Genomic DNA, 19,701 nt, shown 5'->3' with positions numbered 1-19,701 from the left:
CACATGCTCATCCCTAAGCGCGTGAAGTACCGCCGCCAGCACCGTCCGCACCGCACGGGCGTGTCCAAGGGTGGCAACACCGTCACCTTCGGCGACTACGGCCTGCAGGCGCTCGAGCCGGCCTACATCACCAACCGCCAGATCGAGTCCGCCCGTATCGCCATCAACCGCCACGTCAAGCGCGGCGGCAAGGTGTGGATCAACATCTTCCCGGACCGTCCGTTGACCCAGAAGCCGCTCGGCGTGCGTATGGGTTCCGGTAAGGGCCCGGTGGAGAAGTGGGTGGCCAACGTCAAGCCCGGCCGCATCCTGTTCGAAATGTCCTACCCGAGCGAAGACGTTGCACTCGAGGCACTGCGCCGCGCTGGCGCGAAGCTGCCGTGCAAGGTCCGCGTGATCAAGAAGGAGGACCAGTTCTAATGGCAACCGGTACCCCTGCATCTGAGTTCCGCGAGCTCGGCGACGACGAGCTGCGCACCCGCCTGTCCGACGCGAAGGAAGAGCTGTTTAACCTGCGCTTCCAGCTCGCGACCGGCCAGCTCACCAACAACCGCCGCATCTCCACCGTGAAGCGCGACATCGCTCGCATCTACACGGTGCTGCGCGAGCGCGAGCTTGGCCTGTCCGTCGTCCCGGAGTCCACGGGAGCTGAGGCATAACCATGAGTGAGGCAAACGTGACTGAGAACACCAAGGTCAAGGCAGTGCAGAAGCGTCGTCGTGGCTACGTCGTGTCCGACAAGATGGACAAGACGATCGTCGTCGAGGTTGAGGACCGCAAGTCCCACGCCCTCTACGGCAAGATCGTGCGTACCACCACCCGCGTGAAGGCACACGACGAGGACAACACCGCCGGCATCGGCGACCTCGTCCTGATCGAGGAGACCCGTCCGCTGTCCAAGGACAAGCACTTCCGTCTCGTCGACATCATTGAGAAGGCACGCTAAAAGCGCTTAGCTTCTCGACGACGTACCCGTCCAACCTGCGTTGGGCGGGTACTTTCGTGTTCTGGGCAGTGGAATTTGACAACTGTTCACCTGGATGTGGCCGTTTATTCACTGGCGGGCCCTACATTGGCTGGAGCAATTTCTGTATACGTTTCCTGGGGAGTTTCCATGCCTCTGAAGGGTGTCAACCTTCTGTTCCAGTCCAAGCGATCCAGCCTGACCTGCACCTACAAGTGCGGCAACGCCTGCGCGGGCGAGTGCACCAACGAGTCCAACAACCCGTACTTTGGCGACATCATGTCCCGCCGTGGCGTGCTGAAGGCTTTCGGTGTCGGCACCGTCACCCTCGGCGGCAGCGCTTTCTTGGCCGCGTGCGGTGTGGATGACAACGCCGCACAGACCGAGACAGCGACGGCGACCTCCACCAACTCCGTCACCGAAGCCGCTACGGCAAAGATCACCCCAGCAAAGGGCATGCGCTTCGAGGGCGTGCAACCGAACGAGAAGGACGAAGTTGTCGTCCCCGCGGGCTACGCAACCTCCGTGCTGATCGCCTGGGGCGATCCGGTCTACGAGGACGCGCCGGAATTCGATCCGAATAACCAGACCGCAGCGGCCGCCGCGCGCCAGTTCGGCTTCAACAACGACTTCGCGGGCCTCATGGAGCACCCGACGGACCAGAACCGCATGGTGTACGTGTGCTCCCACGAGTACTCCACCGAGCCGCAGATGCTGCCGAACTACGACCCGGAGAACCCGACGGACGAGGAGATCAACATTGGCATCATGAGCCACGGCCACACGATCCTCGAGGTGTCCCGCGACGAGAACACCGGCGAGCTCAAGCGCGAGTTCGGGCCGCTGAACCGCCGTATCACCGGCGAGACCGAGTTCAAGATTGTGGGCCCTGCGGCAGGCCACGACCTGCTGAAGACTTCCGCTGACCCGACCGGCACAAAGGTGCTCGGCAGCTTCAACAACTGCTCGGGCGGCGTGACCCCGTGGGGCACGTTCCTCTCCGGCGAGGAGAACATCGACCAGTACTGGGCAAACGCCGCCGCGGTGACCGGCGAGCGCCCGGCTGCAGACGTCAAGCGGTTCGGCGTTTCGGAGGAGGCTTCCGAGCGCAAGTGGGAGCGCTTGCACGACCGCTTCGACCTGGCGAAAGAGCCCAATGAATTCAACCGCTTCGGCTACCTGGTTGAGATCAACCCGTACGACCCGGACTCCATCCCGGTCAAGCACACGGCCCTGGGCCGCTTCAAGCACGAGGCGGGCAACGTGCACGTCACCGAGGACGGCACCGTGGTGTGCTACTCCGGCGACGATTCCCGTTTTGAGTACATCTATAAGTTCGTCTCCTCCAAGAAGGTCAAGGAGGGCGACATCGAGCACAACATGACCATCCTGGACGAGGGCACCCTGTACGTTGCCAACCTGGAGGGTAACTCCCCGGCGGGTGAGATCACCGGCGACGGCGATCTGCCGCAAGACGGCGATTTCGACGGCACGGGCACCTGGATCCCGCTGCTGACCGCGCACGCTGACGGCACCGCCGAGTCCCACGTTGACGGCTTCACAGGCGAGGAGGTCGCCATCTACACCCGCCTGGCGGCGGACGAGGCCGGCGCCACCAAGATGGACCGTCCGGAGGACTTCGAGGTCAACCCGGTCAACGGGAAGCTCTACGTGGCACTGACCAACAACAAGTACCGTGGCGCCACCGGCGAGAACGCCGAAAAGAGCCAGGAGGACGTCACCGAGTACGCACCGATCCGCGAGAATAAGAACGGCCTGGTCATGGAGATCGAGGACGACTACGCGGGCACCGACTTCACCTGGAACCTTCTGCTCGTCTGCGGCGACCCGAAGGCGGCGTCGTCGTACTTCAGTGGCTTCCCGGCGGACCAGGTTTCCCCGATTTCTTGCCCGGATAATCTCGCATTCGACTCCCACGGCAACCTGTGGATTTCCACGGACGGCAACGCGCTTGGCTCCAACGACGGCCTCTACGCTGTCGGCCTGGAAGGGGAGAATCGCGGACAGGTGCTGTGCTTCCTCACCGTGCCGGTTGCGGCGGAGACCTGTGGTCCGATCGTGACGGACGACCTTGTCATGGTCAACGTCCAGCACCCGGGTGAGGCCGACGACGCTACCTTTGAGAACCCGGGTTCGCACTGGCCGGACGGCGGCAACTCCCTGCCGCGACCGGCTGTGGCGCAGGTCTTCCGAACCGACGGGCAGAAGATCGGCATGGAGACGGTGTAACCCCCAGCCGGCCATTGCACGCCCCGCTTTCATCCCGCGACCGGGTTGCAGGCGGGGCGTTGTCTTCTTCACTTTTCGCAGTAAGAGGGGCGAAGGTAGGATTTCCCCCATGTGTGGAATCGTTGGATACGTGAGCGCCGGAGCCGCCGAGCGCGACGCTGAGAATGTGATCATCGAGGGTCTGCGCCGCCTCGAGTACCGCGGCTACGACTCGGCTGGCGTGGCCGTAGCCAACAACGGTGTGATCGAGTGCCGGAAGAAGGCAGGCAAGGTCGCCGACTTAGAGGCGCTCATCGCGGACAACCCCATTCCGTCGTCCAACCTGGGCATCGGCCACACCCGTTGGGCCACGCACGGCGGGCCGACAGACGTCAACGCCCACCCGCACGTCGTCGGCGACGGCCGGCTCGCGGTGGTCCACAACGGGATTATCGAGAACTTTGCGGGTTTGAAAGCGGAGCTCGTCGATAAGGGCTACACGTTTGCCTCCGAGACCGACACTGAGGTCGCGGGCACGCTGCTGCTCGACATCTACGACAAGGAAGCTGAGGGCGTCCTCACCCGCGCGATGCAGCTGACGGCGCAGCGCCTAGAGGGCGCCTTCACGCTGCTCGCGATCCATGCGGACCACCCAGACCGCATTGTCGCCGCGCGCTGGAACTCCCCGCTGGTCATCGGCGTGGGCGAAGGCGAGAACTTCCTCGGCTCCGACGTCGCCGGATTCATCGAATTTACCCGCGACGCAGTGGAGATGGACAACGGCCAGATTGTCACCCTCACCGCCGACGGCTACGAGGTCTGCGATTTCGAGGGCAACCCGGCGCAGGGCAAGCCGTTCACGGTGGAGTGGGACGTCACCGCCGCTGAGAAGGGCGGCTACAACTCCTTCATGGAAAAGGAGATCCACGACCAGCCGGCCGCGGTGCGCGACACTCTGTACGGCCGCTTCGACGAGGACGGCAAGCTCACGCTGGACGAGCTGCGTATCGACGAATCGCTGCTCCGCTCCATCAACAAAATCATCATCGTCGCCTGCGGAACCGCGTCCTACGCAGGCCAGGTCGCCCGCTACGCCATCGAGCACTGGTGCCGGATCCCGACCGAGGTCGAGCTCGCGCACGAGTTCCGCTACCGCGACCCGATTGTCAACGAGCACACTCTCGTCGTGGCGGTATCCCAGTCCGGCGAGACCATGGACACGCTCATGGCCGTGCGCCACGCCCGGGAGCAGGGCGCAAAGGTGATCGCCATCTGCAACACCGTCGGATCGTCCATCCCGCGCGAGGCCGACGCGTCGCTGTACACGTACGCCGGTCCCGAGATCGCGGTGGCGTCGACCAAAGCGTTCATCTCTCAGATCGTGGCCGCCTACTTGCTCGCCCTGTACTTGGCGCAGGTGCGCGGCAACAAGTACGCCGACGAGATCCGCCAGATCGTCGACGAGCTGCAGCAGATGCCGGACAAGATCCAGCGCGTGCTGGACAACAAGGGACAGGTCAAGCAGCTCGGCCAGCAGATGGCGGACGCGAAGTCCGTGCTGTTCCTTGGCCGCCACGTGGGCTTCCCGGTCGCGCTCGAGGGCGCGCTGAAGCTCAAGGAAGTGGCGTACCTGCACTCCGAGGGCTTCGCCGCCGGCGAGCTCAAGCACGGCCCGATCGCGCTGGTGGAGGAAGGCCAGCCGGTGTTCATCATCGTGCCGTCCAAGCGCTCGCGGAACAACCTGCACGCGAAGGTCGTTTCCAACATCCAGGAAGTCCGCGCTCGTGGCGCTGTGACCATCGTGATCGCAGAAGAAGGCGACACGGATGTGGAGGCATACGCGGACCACATCATTCGCATCCCGGAGTCCGCGGGGCTGATGCAACCGCTGTTGTCCACCATCCCGCTGCAGATCTTCGCCTGCGCGGTTGCGGAAGCCCGCGGGCTGAACGTGGACCAGCCGCGCAACCTGGCCAAGTCCGTCACGGTGGAGTAGGGGCCCGCGTGATGGTATAGCAGCGTCTCGAGCGGCACTATACGATTACGCGTTCAACTTTGCGTTTGCCCAGGTGAAATTGAACATAATTTCCAGTAACGGCCTGATGGTATAGCAGTGGGGCGCGCCGCTATACGATCCCGCAACTCCGTGCGCGGCACAGAGAACACGGCGGCGCGCAGAACAGGGGCGGGGTCCAGGTCTGGGCCGGAAGCTACCCGAGCTCGTGAAGGTACGGCGTGTCCGCGCCGGTGCGGGAAACGGTGACGGCGGCGGCGCGGGTAGCGAAGTCGAGGATTTCGCGCCACTCGTCCTCGCCCAGGGCGAGCAGCCCGTCGCGGTCGAGGCCGCGGGCGTCGAACTGGTGCACCAGTGCGGCCATGACGGTGTCGCCGGCGCCGATGGTGTCCGCTACCTGCACGGAGGGGGCCGAAACCTCAGCTACGCCGAAGGGCGCGCGCACGCGGATGCCGGACCCGCCGAGGGTGGTCACCACGACGGGGACGTGGGACGTGTCGCCGAGGAAGTCGGTTTCCTCGGCGGAAAGCTTGAGCACGGTGGTCGTTTCCAAGAACCCGCGCAGAAACAGCCGGTGCTTTTCGGACATAAAGGCGGGGCGCAGGTTCGGGTCGAGGCACACGATCGCGCCGTTGTCGGCGCTGGCGCGGGCTGCCTCGGCGTACCGCAGCGAGCCCGGCTCTAGGGCCAGGGACAAGGTGCCGAAGACGGCGTACCCGTCTGACACAGGCTCGGGTTCGGCGAGCCTGTCTGCGGTGCCGTTGACGTAGAAGGTGTAGGTGGCGGAGCCGTCGTCAAACAATGATGCGACAGCGAGCGTGGTTGGCTCGTCACCGGTGGGGCAACGGGAGAGGTCCACTCCCGCGTCCAAGAGTGATTGCCGCAGCGCGGTGCCGAAGGCGTCGGCGGAGAGCCGGGATTGGAACGCGACGGGCGAGCCCAGCCGGCCAAGCGCCCGCGCCACGTTGAACGGCCCGCCACCGAGCGCGGGGGTGAGCGGGGCGAGCGGCCCGGAGGCAGACGGCACGAGGTCAACGAGGGCTTCGCCGTACACGGTGATCATGCGCTCTAGACTAAACACATGTCATATAGGCCGAAACACCACCTCACGCCGCCCCAGGGACGGTTGAACGACCCAAACGGGATGATGCTGCTCGGCGACGAATTGCACGTGTTCTATCAGCACGACCCGAGCTTCCCCGCGCAGCCGAAGCGCACTGGCTGGGGGCACGCGGCCACGACGCTGGGCTCCGGGGTGTGGCGGCACTATCCGGACGCGCTCTACCCGGGGGTCGCGTACGACGAAAACGGCTGCTACTCAGGTTCCGCTGTGGTGCACGATGGGCGGGTGCGGCTGTTTTACACCGGGAACGTCAAGCGCGATGGCGAGCGGCTGACCAGCCAGAACATTGTGGACGCGGAGGATATCGCAGGCCCGATGGGCGGTACCTACCGCCGCCGGGCGGACAACCCGGCGATCGACGGGCCCGCCGACGGCTACACCGCGCACTTCCGCGACCCGCATGTCACGCAAGCGCCGGACGGCACGTGGCGCATGGTGCTCGGCGCCCAGCGCGATAACGGCACGGGCGCGGCGGTCCTGTACACCTCGCGCGACCTGGCCACCTGGGAGTTCGCCGGCGAGATCGAGTTTGTGGGCCTGAACTACAACGTCGCCTCGGCGTACATGTGGGAGTGCCCGAACCTGCTGCGCCTGCGGGACTTGGCCACGGGCGAGGAGCGCGACGTGTTCGTGTTCTGCCCGCAGCACCCGGATTCGGACGAGTGCGGCTACGTGGTGGGCACGCTTGACGGCTTGCGCTTCGAGGTCGAGCGCGACTTCACCCCGCTCGATTACGGCACGGAGTTCTACGCCCCGCAGCTCATCAGCGACGGGGCGGGTGGCGCGCTCATGCTGGGCTGGATGGGCCTGCCCGCGCGCGACGACACCCCGACCGCAGCGGAGGAGGGGTGGGTGCATCAACTCACCCTGGTCAGGGAGCTTTCGCTTCTCGACGGCACGCTGTCCACCACCCTGCAGATCCCAGACACCCACGACATGCTGGTCGAGCGGGTGGCGCTGGGCGCACAGCCGTGGTTCGCTGACCTCGTGGCGGGGGAGAACGCCGTGTGCGCGACCGTGGCCTGGCAGCCGGACGGGCAGGGCCGCGGCACCGTCTCGCTCGAGGCGTCGGGACGCATCCGGTGGGCTGAATGCTCCGAAGGTGAGTTCGTGCTCACCGCGGACGGCGCCGCCGTCGAATGCACCGCAGGCGACGGTGAAGTCGCATTTTCATTCGCCGTGTTCGCGCCCAACGGGGCGGCCTGGTCGGCGCTGGAACCCAAATAGAAGGAGACGACCGTGCAACACAACGAGGTAGCCGGCCGCGTGCTCGCGGCTGTGGGCGGCGAGGACAACATTGTGGGTGCAGCCCACTGCGCCACGCGCCTACGCATGGTGTTGAAGGATTCGGCGGCGGTGGATACTGCCGCGCTGGAGAACGACCCGGACCTCAAAGGCACCTTTGAGACGGGAGGGATGTACCAGATCATCGTCGGCCCCGGCGATGTGGACCGCGTGTTTGCGGAACTGGACGGGATGACGGCGAAAAACATTGCCGTCTCCACTGAGGAGCTCAAGAGCGTGGCGGCGAACCAGGGCAATTGGTTCACCCGCTTCATCAAGGTGTTCTCCGACATCTTTGTGCCGCTGATTCCGATTCTGGTTGGCGGCGGCCTGCTCATGGCGCTGAACAACGTGCTCACCGCCGAGGGGCTATTCGGCGACGACTCGCTGGTGGGCATGTTTCCGCAGATCCAGGGGTTGACCGAGATCATCAACGTGCTGGCCTCGGCGCCGTTTGCGTTCTTGCCTGTCTTGGTCGGCTTCTCGGCCACCAAGCGTTTCGGCGGCAACGAATACTTGGGCGCCGGCATGGGGATGGCGATGGTGCACCCCGCGCTGGTCAACGGCTACGACGTGGCCACTTCCATGGCGGACGGCGCCATGCCCTACTGGGACCTCTTCGGTTTCCCGGTCGCCCAGGGCGGCTACCAGGGCGCGGTGCTGCCGGTGCTGGTGGTGGCGTGGATCCTGGCCACGGTGGAGAAGTGGTTCCACCGCCGCCTCAAGGGCACCGCCGACTTCCTGATCACGCCGCTGGCCACGCTGCTGATCACCGGGTTCATCACCTTCATCGCCGTCGGTCCGTTCGTGCGCTGGCTGGGCGACCTGCTCATCCACGGGCTGGCAAGCCTGTACGACCTGGGTGGTCCGATCGGCGGCCTGCTGTTCGGCTTGGTGTACTCGCCGATCGTGATTACGGGGCTGCACCAATCCTTCCCCCCGATCGAGCTGGAGCTGTTCAACCAAGGCGGATCATTCATCTTCCCCACGGCCTCGATGGCCAATATCGCCCAGGGCGCGGCTGCGCTCGCGGTGTACTTCCTGGCGCGAAACGCCAAGCTCAAGGGCCTGGCTGGCTCCTCGGGCGTCTCCGCAGTGTTCGGCATCACGGAGCCGGCGATCTTCGGCGTGAACCTGCGCCTGCGCTGGCCGTTCTACATCGGCATGGGCGCGGCTGCGGTTGGCGCAATGCTGGTGGCGCTTTTCGACGTCAAGGCCACCGCCCTGGGCGCCGCCGGCTTCATCGGCGTGGTGTCCATGCGCCCCGGCGATATGCCGACCTTCTTGGCTCTGGCGGCCGTCACCTTCGTCATCGCGTTCCTCGCAGCCTACGGCTACGGGCGCTACCTCATCTCCCGGCAAGGTTCCATTGACCCGGATTCGACGGAAGACACTCGCGCCGATGCTGCAGCCGCGCAGACGCTGCGGGAGGCCTCCGCGGACGCGCTGCCGGTGGCCGCCCCGCTCACGGGCAAGGCCATGCCGCTGGCGGATGTGTCCGACCCAATGTTCGCCCAGGGCAAGCTGGGCGAGGGTGTCGCGATCACGCCGACAGTGGGGGAGTTGCGCTCGCCTCTCGGCGGCACGGTGGTTGTCACCTTCCCATCCGCCCACGCGTACGCGGTGCGCGGCACCGGCTCCGACGGCGCACCGGTGGACGTGCTCATGCACATCGGCTTCGACACCGTGAACCTCAAAGGCGAGCACTTCACGCCGCAGGCGAAGAAGGGCGACCAGGTCCGCGCGGGCGACCTGCTGGCAACGTTCGACATCGCGGGGATCGAGGCGGCCGGCTACGAGGTGACCACCCCGGTGGTGGTGTCCAACACGAAAAAGGTTGGCGAGGTACTGCCGAGCCTGTTGCTGCCCGGTGACGTGGCCGCCGGCGACGCCCTGCTCGCGGTGGAGCCGAAGGAGCGCGCGGAGGCTGCGGGGTCTACCGCTGCTGGTCCCAGGTAGGACTTACACCCCGCCCGCGAGCCGGTAGAGGCGGTGGAAGTGGTGCACCGGACCGTGGCCTTGGCCCACGTGCAGCTCGTCGGCGTGGGCAATGGCTTCGTGCAGCCAATCGGAGGCCCAGGTGACGGCGGAGTTGGCGTCGCCAAGCGCCATGCGAGTCGCCAGCGCCGAGGACAGCGAGCAGCCGGTGCCGTGGGTGTTTGTGGTTGCCACGCGCGGCACTTCCGCCACGTGGGTAGCGCCGCCGGGGGCGACCAGGGCGTTGGAGGCGCGGTCCCCGTCCAAGTGCCCGCCTTTGACCAGCACGTTGACGTCGGCCTCGCGGGCGTAGTAGCGCCCCAAAGCCACGGCGGCCTCGAACGTATCCGGTTCGGGCTGGCCGGTGAGTACCGCCAGCTCGGGGATGTTCGGGGTGACCACGGTGGCGTGGTCGCGCACGAGCTGGCGCAGGGCTTCCTCTGCGTCCGCGGTGAGCAGACGGTCACCGGAGGTCGCCACCATGACCGGATCCACCACGACCACCGGTACGGAGTGGGCGGCAAGATAGTCGGCGACCGTTGCGGTGGTCTCCGCGTCGCCGAGCATGCCGATTTTTACGGCGTCCACCTCGACGCCGTCAAAGACGGCATCCAGCTGCGACCGCAGAAATGCCTGCGGGGGCGTGTGGATCTCGCGCACGCCCTGGGTGTTCTGGGCCACGAGCGCTGTGACCACGCACATGCCGTACCCGCCGGCGGCGGCGATGGATTTCAGGTCGGCCTGGATGCCGGCGCCACCTGTGGGGTCCGTGCCAGCGATGGACAAAACTCTCGGGATGCGTGCCATGCCCCCGACGGTACCTACTTGCCCACCGCCACGGCGATGCGCTCGGCGAAGCGCGAGTAGTCCTCACGGATGGCCAGAAGCGGCTCCGCAACCGCGGTTTGGGACACCGCTGCAACCTGCTTCTGCACCGCGGAGCGCGTGCGCCGCTTCACACCGGAGCCGAGCACACCGCCGAACGCCGCGGAGACGAGACCGATGAGTAGGCCGGTGAGGACACCCGCCATGATCAGCAGCGTCGGAATCGGCCAACCCTCCACGTCGGGCGCTAAGTCGCCGCCGAGCAGCGGTGTAAGAACCCCGGGCAGGAACGCTACAGCGAGGTACCACAGCACGCCCACGAGCGCGGCGAGCAGCGCCAGCCACTGGAGCACCGTCAATAGGCCCCAGCCTTTGGACGGCTCCGCAGGCAGCGTCGTACGCGCCACCGCGCGGTCCAATTCGGCGGGCAGGCTGGCGGAGACGTCCTCGGCGCGGTCGGCAACCGCGGCGGCCCACTCCTGCGGCAACCCGTCAGACACGGCAGCGGCGTAGTCGCGCACACCGCGGTTGGCCACGGCCTTGGACGCGGCGTCCAGCTCCGGCATGGAGGAGCGGTGCACACCCAGCTCGTCGGGTGCCTCGCGCAGGCCCAGCCGGCGCAGCGGGTCGGGTTTGAAGCGGGTGATCCAGGACGTGAGCAGCCAGCCGGTGCGCTCGCGCAGCCGCTTGCGGTACGCCGCGGCGGTGGTTGCCGCGATGCGGTCCGCGCCGGCCGCCTGCGCCAGCACCGCGTCCAAGTCGCGTTTTGCGTGCTTAGCGACGCCTCCGGCACCCCGCGCCCCGGCATACTCCTGGGCCACCGAGCGGATGTCCGCCTCGATACGTTCGGTCTGGGCAGTGTGGGCCTTTGCCACCCGCGCGATGGCGCCCCGCAGATCCTCGACGCCTGCTCCGGTCAGCGTGGACGTGGGGACGACCCCGACGTTAGACAATCCGTCGTCACGCAAGAGCCCGGCGAAAGAACTCGCGACCGTGTCGATGTCGCGCGCGGCGAGCAAGTCGGATTTATTCAGCACCGCAAGCGTGACCGCCGAGTGGTTCGCGTGCGGGCGGATGAACTCGTCGTGGATGACGGAATCCGCGTATTTCTCAGGGTCAGACACCCACACCAGCACGTCCACCTGGCCGGCCAGGCGCTCCGCAATGGCGCGGTTGGAGGCTTCCACCGAGTCGAAGTCCGGCAGGTCCAGCAGGATCAGGGGGCCTGCGCCGCGGGCGAACTCTCCCTGGCGCACCCGGCGATCCTCCACGCCGAGCCAGTCCAGCAGCTCTTCGGACCCCTCTGGTTCCCAGACCGCTGCCAGGGGGGACGACGTCGTCGGGCGGCGCGCAGCCGCTTTGCCCAGGTCTTCGCCCACGACGGCATTGAACAGCGAGGTCTTGCCGGAGCCGGTCGCGCCGAAGAACCCGACGACGGTGTGCTCGCCCGACAATGCCCGCCGCTGCGCGCCCGCCTGGGCCACCCGCTGCAAATCCTCGCGGTGGGTGGGGGAGAGGTAGGGGGCGCCAATCTGCGCGGCCTCGTCCAAGGCCGCCAAGCGCTCGCCGAGACCCGATGCCTTTCTAAACACCAGCACCACCCTTGCCAAAGGTGCCACGCAGCTGGTCGAAGAGGCCGCGCAGGGTGCCGTGCTCGAAGCTTTCCGCGACGTCCTCCCGTGGCGCTGGGAGCTGGGTGGTTTCCGCGGGTGTGTGCGCGATGCCGAGGAGCCGGGCGTCGGTGGCCCGCTTTGCCGATTCGGATGCCGTGCGAAGCTCGTCGGCAGTCGCACCCTCGAGCAACGGTCCGGTCAGCGCGCGGTAGCGGTCGCGCTCGGCCTCGAAGAGATCGCCGAGGCGCCGGTTGAGGTCCTCGCGGGCATCCGCCACCATGCGACGCACGGTGTCCTCGCCGAAAATGGTTTCCAACAGCTTCTGGCCCACCACCGCCGAACCGCCCGCGATGGCGACCTCGCCGCCGGTGATGCCCGCGGTGGAGGCGAAGACCGCGAGCATCAGCGCGACAGTGACCACGTTGAGGCCGAAGGACATGACGCGCGCGCGCTGGCGCTTGTCGCCCGCGGTGTCCTGGATGCGCTGCACCATACCCTCTTGCCAGTCGCGCACGAGCTGGGAGGCCTGCGCGGAGATGTCCGCACTGGCGCGCGCGAGCGAAGGGTCGGCATCTGCGCGCAGCTCCGGGGCCACGGCGCCGATGTGCGACCAGGCGCGGCCGGCGGCGCTTTCCGCTGCATCCACAATCACGGCGTGCAGGCCCGTCTCGATCTCCGTCTCCACCTCGCGCAGCGGCGCCGGCTGGCCGGTGAAGAAACTGCCCACCTTGTCAACCGCCTGGCTGAACCAGCGCTCGAAACCGCGGAACACGTCGGAGGTGCCGATGACGTCTTGCCAGCGGTCCATCACCTCGGAGCGCAACAGCTTGCCGTCGGACGTGGATTCGATGACGTGGCGGTTCGCTGCGGCGTAGAGCTCGTGGACGGCGTCGTCGAGCTGGCTGGCAAAATCTTCCTGCCGCTCGCGCAGCGCCACCAGGGCATCAACCCGCTGCAGGGCAGATCCCACCGCTCCGGCGACGGTCTTGCCGGCCAATTCGCGCCGGGCGGCGGTGTCTTCCGCCAGGGAGGTCAAGTAGTTGCGCAGGGGCGCCACTAACTCCTCGGTGAGGAAATCCCCGTCCTTCTCGCCGCCGAGGTCAGCGACGAAGGGCACGGTAAAGACTGTCGCCTTCGACAAACCGGCCTCGTCCATCATCCGGCGCAGGTCGTCGGGCACGGTCTCCGCGGCCGTGTCGTCGAGACGATTGAGCACCACGACGACCTCGATGCCGCGCCCGGCGGCGTCGTTGAGGAAGTCCCACACCCGCTGGTCGGCGTAACGGGCGGGGGTGGTGACAAAGATCCACAGGTCCGACGCTGCAAGCAGCTGGGATGCCAAGGCGCGGTTCTGGTCGTCGATGGAGTCGAAGTCCGGGGCGTCGAGAAGCGCCAGGCCCTCCGGGATGCGGGGCGTGCTGACGATGCGCAGGGTGGTGGAGTGCTCGTCGCCCGCGCCGTGGGAGCGGGCGAGGCCCGGCAGGACCTGCGGGGAGTTGAACCAGTCCGCGTCGTCCGGGTGAGCTACCAGCACCGGCTGGCGGGTGGTTGGGCGGATCACGCCCGGGTTGGACACCCGCTCGCGGAGCAACGCGTTGACAAGCGTGGATTTCCCGGAGCCAGTGGAGCCGCCGAGGACAGCCAGCAGGGGAGCGTCCAGGTTGGCCAAGCGCGGCAGGATGTAGTCGTCCAGCTGATTGACAATCGCGTGGGCCTCGGAAGCGGCGCCGGGAGGCAGTGCTGTGGAAGCGACGGCGTCGCGCACGCCACGCACGGCCTCGAGGACGTCGGAAGTCTGGGTATTCACCCGTCTCATCTTGGCAGAGTTACCTTCTGCCGGGGCGGTTAGTCCTTGTAGTTGGTGTTGGTCATGTTGAGCCACCCGTAGAGGCCGCCCATGATCAGCCCGCCGCCGACGAAGTTGCCCAGCCACACGATGCTCCAGTTGCGCAGGACGTTGAGGAACGTGAAGCCCTCGATGAGCTCCGGGCCAAGCGTGAAGCCTGAGAGGGCGGTCAGAATGAAGTTGGCGATGGAGTGCTCGTAGCTCATCGTCGCGAACGCAGGCACAATGAGGATCACGCTCAGCAGCTTCGCCGTGTAGTCCTTGCCGGCCTGCACCGTCAGCATGAACGCGATGCAGACCACCATGTTTGCCAAGATCGCCTCGACAAAGAGCACGCCGTTGGACTTCTCCAGTTTGGCCTCCATGAGGTTCTGCAAGAAGTCGCCAGGCGCGATGCTCGCGCCGATCGTTGTGTTTGAGATGAGCCACGAGATAAATACGGCGCCGAAAAAGTTGAAGAACGTCACGATGAGCACGACGAAAATGCCCTTCACCACGGTATTTTTCCCGTGTAGGCTGCCGTACGTCATGAACAGCATGTCGCCTGTGGCAAGCTCAGCCTGCAACACCACAATGATGTAGAGGGTGCAGGCGAAGATCATGCCGAAGGCGTACTTGCCCCATCCGGCCGCGACGGGCTCGAGCAGCGTTGCTGTGGCCGAGGCGAACGCGGTCATGATGCCCAAGTAAACGCCGGCGAGCATGGCGCGGACCGCGAATCGGGGAGGCTCGAAGTCGAACAGGTCGAGTTTGTTCTGGATGGACCGGAGGGCCGAATCGTGGAAGCTCACGAGGCCAATAATATTCCCTTTAAGGCCCTGTGGCGATTTGGGGATCGGCCCAGCTCGTGGTTGAATACTCCAGTTGCCTAGCGCTGGTCGGGTGCGACGCGCGTTTCCGAGCTGAGCATCCGAGACCCTTCGACCGCGTTCTGCCCGTCCTCGTGCGCGAGGAACGAGCCCGCGAGGTTCGTCGATAAGCGATAGGCACCGCAAGCATTGACCACGTGCGTTCAGGACGGAAATCTGGCGCACATTGATCCAGGTCAGGAGACCAACTGTGATTCAGCAAGAATCGCGTCTGAAGGTCGCCGACAACACTGGTGCACGCGAGATTCTGTGCATCAACGTTCTCGGCGGCTCTGTTCGACGCTTCGCCGGCATCGGCGACACGATCGTCGCCACCGTGAAGGAAGCCGCCCCGGGCGGCAACGTCAAGGAGGGTGAGGTCGTCAAGGCCGTCATCGTCCGCGCGAAGAAGGAGACCCGTCGTCCGGACGGCTCCTACATTTCCTTCGACGAGAACGCCGCCGTCATCATCAAGAACGACACCGAGCCGCGCGGCACCCGTATCTTCGGCCCGGTTGCCCGTGAGCTGCGCGACAAGCGCTTCATGAAGATCGTGTCTCTCGCACCGGAGGTGATCTAACGTATGAAGATCAAGAAGGGCGACATGGTTCAGGTTATCGCCGGCAAGGACAAGGGCGCTCAGGGCCGCGTCATCGAGGCGCACCCGAAGCGTGAAAAGGTCCTGGTCGAGGGTGTGAACCGTGTGAAGAAGCACGTCGCTAACTCCTACAACGAGCGCGGCGCCGAGTCCGGCGGCATTGTCACCCAGGAAGCCCCGATCCACGTGTCCAACGTGATGATCCTGGATTCCGATGGCAAGCCGACCCGCGTCGGCTACCGCTTCGACGAGGACGGCAAGAAGGTCCGCGTGGCCAAGTCGAACGGGAAGGACATCTAAGATGACTGAAGCAACTCAGTACACCCCCCGCCTGAAGACGCGTTACCAGGACGAGATCCGCACCAAGCTCAACGACGAGTTCTCCTACGAGAACGTCATGCAGATTCCGGGTCTGACCAAGATTGTTGTGAACATGGGTGTGGGCGACGCTGCCCGCGACTCCAAGGTCATCAACGGCGCGCTCGAGGACCTCACCGCGATCACCGGCCAGAAGCCGCAGCTGCGTCGCGCGAAAAAGTCCATCGCTAACTTCAAGCTCCGCGAAGGCATGCCGATCGGCGCGAAGGTCACCCTCCGCGGCGACCGCATGTGGGAGTTCCTGGACCGCCTGCTGACCGTGGCGCTGCCGCGTATCCGCGACTTCCGCGGCCTCAACGACAAGCAGTTCGACGGCAACGGCAACTACACCTTCGGCCTGTCCGAGCAGACCATGTTCTACGAGATCGACATCGACAAGATCGATCGCGTCCGCGGCATGGACATCACGCTCGTGACCACCGCGACGAACGACGACGAGGGTCGCGCCCTGCTGACGCACCTCGGCTTCCCGTTCGCCGACAAGGACGGCAAGATGAAGCGCGCGTAAGCGCTCGCCCGATTGCTTGACGACGCCTCCGGTTCCCACCGAACCGGGGGCGTTTTCGCGTCTTCGGGGTGGCGTGAATGGAAGCTTTTCGCTGAGTCATACGTGCGGGTTATGATTCCGCTCGTAATTTATGCACCCTGACGCTAGGTATCGTCCCATGTCCTTCTTCTCCCGCAGCGCAATCATCGCGCCCAAGGAATTCAACCGCTGGCTGATCGTCCCGGCGGCGCTGGCCATCCACCTCTCCATCGGCCAGGTGTACGGCTTCTCCGTGTTCAAAAAGCCCATGATGGAGCACTTCGGCGTCGGTGAAGTGGCGGTGGGGTGGATCTTCTCTCTGGCCATCGGCATGTTGGGCACATCCTCGGCGCTCTTCGGCTCGTGGGTGGAAAAAGTCGGGCCGCGCGCGTCCATGTCTGTCGCCGGAGTGCTGTGGGTGCTAGGTTTCCTCGTGGCCACGCTGGGGATTACCACCGGGAACCTGTGGCTGGTCTACTTCGGCTACGGCTTCATCGGCGGGATCGGCCTGGGCATCGGCTACATCTCGCCGGTGTCTACGCTGATGAAGTGGTTCCCGGATCGGCCGGGCCTTGCCACCGGCCTTGCCATCATGGGCTTTGGTGGCGGCGCGCTCATTGCCTCGCCCGCGTCGAATCGCCTCATGGAGGCGTTCGGCGGCGGCACCGAGATCGCGGACCGGGCCGCGGGGCTGCAGCCGACGTTCATCACCCTCGCGCTGGTGTACCTTGTGGTCATCGCCATGGGCGCGTACTGCATCCGGCTGCCGCACCCGGACTGGACGCCGTCGGGCGCACCGAAGCGGAACACGAAGCCGTCCGAGGTCGCCATCGTTGGTGCGAACGTGAGCGCATCCAACGCCATCCGCACGCCGCAATTCTGGTGCCTGTGGGTGATTCTGTTCTGCAACATCACCGCCGGCATCGGCATCCTGGAAAACGCTGCGCCGATGGTGCAGGACTACTTCCCGGCGCTGACGGCCGCGGCGGCCGCGGGCTTTGTCGGACTGCTCTCGCTGGCCAACATGGGAGGCCGTTTCATCTGGTCGTCGGCGTCTGACGTGATCGGGCGTAAGAACATTTACATGGTGTACCTGGGCGTCGGGCTGATCTTCTACTTCGTTCTGGCTTCCGCCGGCCACACCAGCTTGGGGCTGTTTGTGGCCTGCGCCCTGGTCCTGCTCACTTTTTACGGCGGCGGGTTCTCCACCATTCCCGCGTACCTGCGCGACCTGTTCGGTGTGTACCAGGTCGGTGCGATCCACGGCCGGTTGCTCACCGCCTGGTCTGCAGCCGGTGTTGCTGGGCCGCTGATCATCAACATGGTGGTCGAGCGCCAGGCCAGCCGCGGCAACGAGGGCCCGGAGCTCTACCAGCTGTCGCTCTACATCATGTGCGTGCTGCTCGCCGTGGGTCTCGTGGCCAACTTCCTGGTCAAGCCGGTTGACCGCAAATGGTTCGAAGACCCGCACACGGTACAGGCGAAGGTCGAGGCGGACCGCGCAGCCGCGGCCGGGGCAGATGCAGGTGCCAGCGCGAAAGCTAGCGGTGCGCACACCGCTGTGGCAATAGTGCTTGCGGTAGTCATCGCGGCGCTGCTGGTCTACGGCCTGTGGGAGACCGCGGTGAAAGCCTCCGGCATGTTCGTGGGCTAAGCCCCGGCGTAGACGCTGAAACGCTCGGCGGAGACCTCGCCGACCAAGACGGTGTTGGTTTGCCGGGCGAGTTCCACTGCCATCGACGTCACACCCGCAGTCGTGGCGACGGCGCCAAAGCCGGCCGCCGCGGCTGCACGCACCGTCTCAAAGCCAACCCGGGCGTCGAGCGCGAGGGTGAGATCGCTGGACGGGACGCCGTCGAGAAGCATGTGCCCGACGACCTTGTGCACCGCGTTCAGGGGGTCAAGGTCTTGGCGGCTCGCGTCGCCCGTGACGGCGGTGGGGAGGTCGCGCACGCGATGTGTGGCCAGTGCGGACGGGAGGGCAAAAAGGGCGTCCGGATCGAGCTGCATGAACTCCGCGCGGACATCGAGGTGCGCGGCGAGCTCGCGTACCCGCTGCTCGGCGGAAATGCCGCATGCATCGCCGGGGATCGGATCGATGAAGTGCGGGGCGGCGGGGCGCGCGAGGTTGATGTCTAAGAGGTTGTAGGTGTTCTCCCCGCCGATGGCCCCCTCGCAGTAGCGGGCGGTGACGACGTCGTCGACCCGGTTGATAAAGCCCTGCGCCAACAACAGCCCGTGCGCAAGCTCGATGTCGTTGCCGGGGGTGCGCATGAGCGTGGCGACGGATTTGCCTCCGGCCCGAACCTCCAACGGCTCTTCAACCGCGACCTGGCCCGCGCGGGTGTCCCGGGTGCCGTCGGCGCCAATCTTTGTTACAGCGAAGCTGCGTTTACTCCTGCTCATTTCACCGATGCTAGTTGCTGGGGACGACGGTTGTGGCGGGCGTATGCTGTGCGCCATGAAAGCAATTGTGTACAGGCAGTACGGTGGCCCTGAGGTTGTGGAGCGCACGCAGGCGGGCCGCCCGGAGCCCGCGCCGGACGAGCTGTTGATCCGCACCAGCGCAGTGGGTCTCAACCCCGTTGACGTGATGCAGCGCAACGGCATCTTTAAAGCGCTCGACCCGTACACCTTCCCCAAAGTCGCCGGCAATGAATTAAGCGGCACCGTAGAGAAGGTCGGTTCCGCCGTCACGTCCTTTGCCGTGGGCGATGAGGTGGTGGCTCGCGTTGGGGTCAGCGGTCTTGGCGCGTTCGCGGACTTTGTTGCGGTGCGCGCGGACTGGGTAGCCAAGGCCCCGCGGGAGCTATCGCTAGTGAACGCTGCCGGGCTCCCGCTTGCCGGATTGACCGCGCAGCAAGCCTTGGGCGCGGACCACCTGGCGGTGGGGAAGGGTGACCGGCTGCTCATCACCGGCGCTTCCGGCGGGGTGGGATTGATTGCGGTGCAGCTGGCCAAGCTCGCGGGTGCGCACGTCACGGTCACCGCCTCTGAAAAGGGTGAATCGCTCGTGCGCGAGGCGGGCGCCGACGCGGTGATCAACTACACACAGCGCTCCGTCGCCGAGGGCGGAGAACGCTTTGACAAGGTATTCGACCTGGTCGGGGGAGACCAGGTAGCTGAGCTTTTCCAATCGGTGGAGGCCGGCGGTTCCGTGGTCAGCGTGTCCGGTGCGCCGACGCCGGGCAGCCTCGAATCGACCGCGGCGCCAAAGAGGCGGCTGCTGGCTAAGATCGCTTCGCGGCTCGGCAGCGTCAGCATCCGCCGCGCGGCGAAGCAGGCCGGCGTGCACTACGAGTTTTTCCTCATGCGCCCGGACGGTGCCGGGCTGGCCGACCTTGTGCGCCTCGTCGACGACGGCAAACTCCGTCTCACGGTGGATACCGTCTACCCGTTGGATGAGTACCGGGCCGCGTTCGAGCACCTCGAGTCGCGCCGGGCGAAGGGCAAGATCGTTATTGACTGGAGCTAGC

17 protein-coding genes and 1 pseudogene are annotated in these 19,701 nt (G+C 66.0%); 12 read left to right on the top strand and 6 right to left on the bottom strand.

Annotated features, from left to right (window positions below; translation table 11 throughout):
• Window positions 1-3 precede the first annotated feature (3 nt).
• The 5 genes from rplP (at window position 4) to glmS (ending at window position 5,189) form a co-directional block, all read left to right on the top strand.
• Entirely contained in the window at window positions 4-420 is a 417-nt protein-coding gene (rplP, locus tag HF989_RS03765; RefSeq protein ID WP_168684049.1) for a 50S ribosomal protein L16, read from the top strand.
• Window positions 420-659, top strand: a complete 240-nt coding sequence (gene rpmC, locus HF989_RS03760; protein WP_038609640.1) for a 50S ribosomal protein L29 — start codon at window positions 420-422, stop codon at window positions 657-659. Before rplP ends, rpmC begins: the two co-directional genes overlap by 1 nt.
• Window positions 660-661: 2 nt before the next feature.
• The gene (gene rpsQ / locus HF989_RS03755) at window positions 662-946 is read left to right on the top strand and encodes a 30S ribosomal protein S17 (protein WP_168684047.1); all 285 of its coding nucleotides are present in this window, start codon (window positions 662-664) and stop codon (window positions 944-946) included.
• 168 nt (window positions 947-1,114) lie between these two features.
• The gene (locus HF989_RS03750) at window positions 1,115-3,214 is read left to right on the top strand and encodes a PhoX family protein (RefSeq protein ID WP_168684045.1); all 2,100 of its coding nucleotides are present in this window, start codon (window positions 1,115-1,117) and stop codon (window positions 3,212-3,214) included.
• 109 nt (window positions 3,215-3,323) lie between these two features.
• Entirely contained in the window at window positions 3,324-5,189 is a 1,866-nt protein-coding gene (glmS, locus tag HF989_RS03745; protein WP_168684043.1) for a glutamine--fructose-6-phosphate transaminase (isomerizing), read from the top strand.
• 214 nt (window positions 5,190-5,403) lie between these two features.
• On the opposite strand, the gene HF989_RS03740 is transcribed toward glmS, so the two are convergent.
• The gene (locus HF989_RS03740; RefSeq protein ID WP_168684041.1) at window positions 5,404-6,270 is read right to left on the bottom strand and encodes a carbohydrate kinase family protein; all 867 of its coding nucleotides are present in this window, start codon (window positions 6,268-6,270) and stop codon (window positions 5,404-5,406) included.
• 18 nt (window positions 6,271-6,288) lie between these two features.
• On the opposite strand from HF989_RS03740, the gene HF989_RS03735 reads away from it, so the two are divergent.
• Entirely contained in the window at window positions 6,289-7,557 is a 1,269-nt protein-coding gene (locus HF989_RS03735) for a glycoside hydrolase family 32 protein (protein WP_168684039.1), read from the top strand.
• Window positions 7,558-7,569: 12 nt separating this feature from the next.
• Window positions 7,570-9,573 carry a sucrose-specific PTS transporter subunit IIBC gene (locus tag HF989_RS03730; RefSeq protein WP_168684037.1) on the top strand — a complete coding sequence of 668 codons (2,004 nt, stop codon included), beginning with the start codon at window positions 7,570-7,572 and terminating at the stop codon, window positions 9,571-9,573.
• 15 nt (window positions 9,574-9,588) lie between these two features.
• Here the strand turns inward: HF989_RS03730 and thiD are convergent.
• The 4 genes and pseudogenes from thiD to HF989_RS03710 form a co-directional block, all read right to left on the bottom strand.
• Window positions 9,589-10,398: pseudogene (gene thiD / locus HF989_RS03725) on the bottom strand (bifunctional hydroxymethylpyrimidine kinase/phosphomethylpyrimidine kinase); the annotation flags it as partial.
• A gap of 14 nt (window positions 10,399-10,412) precedes the next feature.
• Complete coding sequence (locus HF989_RS03720) at window positions 10,413-12,008, bottom strand: GTPase (protein ID WP_168684033.1); 1,596 nt, start codon at window positions 12,006-12,008, stop codon at window positions 10,413-10,415.
• A complete protein-coding gene (locus HF989_RS03715) occupies window positions 12,001-13,845 on the bottom strand; it encodes a GTPase (protein ID WP_168684031.1) in 1,845 nt (614 codons plus the stop codon). The genes HF989_RS03720 and HF989_RS03715 overlap by 8 nt, the downstream gene beginning before the upstream one ends.
• A 29-nt stretch (window positions 13,846-13,874) precedes the next feature.
• On the bottom strand, window positions 13,875-14,666 hold the full coding sequence (locus HF989_RS03710) for a formate/nitrite transporter family protein (RefSeq protein WP_168684029.1): 792 nt from the start codon (window positions 14,664-14,666) through the stop codon (window positions 13,875-13,877).
• 268 nt (window positions 14,667-14,934) lie between these two features.
• Here HF989_RS03710 and rplN point away from each other — a divergent pair, with 268 nt between their 5' ends.
• From rplN to HF989_RS03690, 4 genes are all read left to right on the top strand, one after another.
• The gene (gene rplN, locus HF989_RS03705; RefSeq protein ID WP_038609661.1) at window positions 14,935-15,303 is read left to right on the top strand and encodes a 50S ribosomal protein L14; all 369 of its coding nucleotides are present in this window, start codon (window positions 14,935-14,937) and stop codon (window positions 15,301-15,303) included.
• 3 nt (window positions 15,304-15,306) lie between these two features.
• The gene (gene rplX, locus HF989_RS03700; RefSeq protein WP_168684028.1) at window positions 15,307-15,621 is read left to right on the top strand and encodes a 50S ribosomal protein L24; all 315 of its coding nucleotides are present in this window, start codon (window positions 15,307-15,309) and stop codon (window positions 15,619-15,621) included.
• Between the two features lies 1 nt (window position 15,622).
• Window positions 15,623-16,207, top strand: a complete 585-nt coding sequence (rplE, locus tag HF989_RS03695) for a 50S ribosomal protein L5 (RefSeq protein WP_038609667.1) — start codon at window positions 15,623-15,625, stop codon at window positions 16,205-16,207.
• 157 nt (window positions 16,208-16,364) lie between these two features.
• Window positions 16,365-17,879: an OFA family MFS transporter gene (locus tag HF989_RS03690; protein ID WP_168684026.1), complete on the top strand. Its 1,515-nt coding sequence runs from the start codon at window positions 16,365-16,367 to the stop codon at window positions 17,877-17,879.
• Here HF989_RS03690 and HF989_RS03685 read toward each other — a convergent pair.
• Entirely contained in the window at window positions 17,876-18,631 is a 756-nt protein-coding gene (locus HF989_RS03685; RefSeq protein WP_168684024.1) for a formate dehydrogenase accessory sulfurtransferase FdhD, read from the bottom strand. The genes HF989_RS03690 and HF989_RS03685 overlap by 4 nt on opposite strands.
• A 55-nt stretch (window positions 18,632-18,686) precedes the next feature.
• Here HF989_RS03685 and HF989_RS03680 point away from each other — a divergent pair, with 55 nt between their 5' ends.
• Window positions 18,687-19,700 (top strand): NADP-dependent oxidoreductase, encoded by a 1,014-nt coding sequence (locus HF989_RS03680; protein ID WP_168684022.1) that lies wholly within the window; start codon window positions 18,687-18,689, stop codon window positions 19,698-19,700.
• The last annotated feature ends 1 nt before the right edge of the window (window position 19,701 follow it).

The organism is Corynebacterium mucifaciens (assembly GCF_012396315.1).
In the GTDB taxonomy this organism is placed as follows: domain Bacteria; phylum Actinomycetota; class Actinomycetes; order Mycobacteriales; family Mycobacteriaceae; genus Corynebacterium; species Corynebacterium mucifaciens.
The sequence above is the reverse complement of the archived record's forward strand: the minus strand, read 5'-3'. Positions and strand labels throughout refer to the sequence as shown.

What these genes read in the sequence shown, in the direction of transcription:
- HF989_RS03740 (WP_168684041.1), bottom strand. Translation starts at nt 6,270, where the DNA reads ATGATCACCGTGTACGGCGAAGCCCTCGTTGACCTCGTGCCGTCTGCC.
- rplE (WP_038609667.1), top strand. Translation starts at nt 15,623, where the DNA reads ATGACTGAAGCAACTCAGTACACCCCCCGCCTGAAGACGCGTTACCAG.
- rplX (WP_168684028.1), top strand. Translation starts at nt 15,307, where the DNA reads ATGAAGATCAAGAAGGGCGACATGGTTCAGGTTATCGCCGGCAAGGAC.
- rpsQ (WP_168684047.1), top strand. Translation starts at nt 662, where the DNA reads ATGAGTGAGGCAAACGTGACTGAGAACACCAAGGTCAAGGCAGTGCAG.
- HF989_RS03690 (WP_168684026.1), top strand. Translation starts at nt 16,365, where the DNA reads ATGTCCTTCTTCTCCCGCAGCGCAATCATCGCGCCCAAGGAATTCAAC.
- HF989_RS03680 (WP_168684022.1), top strand. Translation starts at nt 18,687, where the DNA reads ATGAAAGCAATTGTGTACAGGCAGTACGGTGGCCCTGAGGTTGTGGAG.
- HF989_RS03750 (WP_168684045.1), top strand. Translation starts at nt 1,115, where the DNA reads ATGCCTCTGAAGGGTGTCAACCTTCTGTTCCAGTCCAAGCGATCCAGC.
- rpmC (WP_038609640.1), top strand. Translation starts at nt 420, where the DNA reads ATGGCAACCGGTACCCCTGCATCTGAGTTCCGCGAGCTCGGCGACGAC.
- glmS (WP_168684043.1), top strand. Translation starts at nt 3,324, where the DNA reads ATGTGTGGAATCGTTGGATACGTGAGCGCCGGAGCCGCCGAGCGCGAC.
- HF989_RS03685 (WP_168684024.1), bottom strand. Translation starts at nt 18,631, where the DNA reads ATGAGCAGGAGTAAACGCAGCTTCGCTGTAACAAAGATTGGCGCCGAC.
- HF989_RS03735 (WP_168684039.1), top strand. Translation starts at nt 6,289, where the DNA reads ATGTCATATAGGCCGAAACACCACCTCACGCCGCCCCAGGGACGGTTG.
- HF989_RS03715 (WP_168684031.1), bottom strand. Translation starts at nt 13,845, where the DNA reads ATGAGACGGGTGAATACCCAGACTTCCGACGTCCTCGAGGCCGTGCGT.
- rplP (WP_168684049.1), top strand. Translation starts at nt 4, where the DNA reads ATGCTCATCCCTAAGCGCGTGAAGTACCGCCGCCAGCACCGTCCGCAC.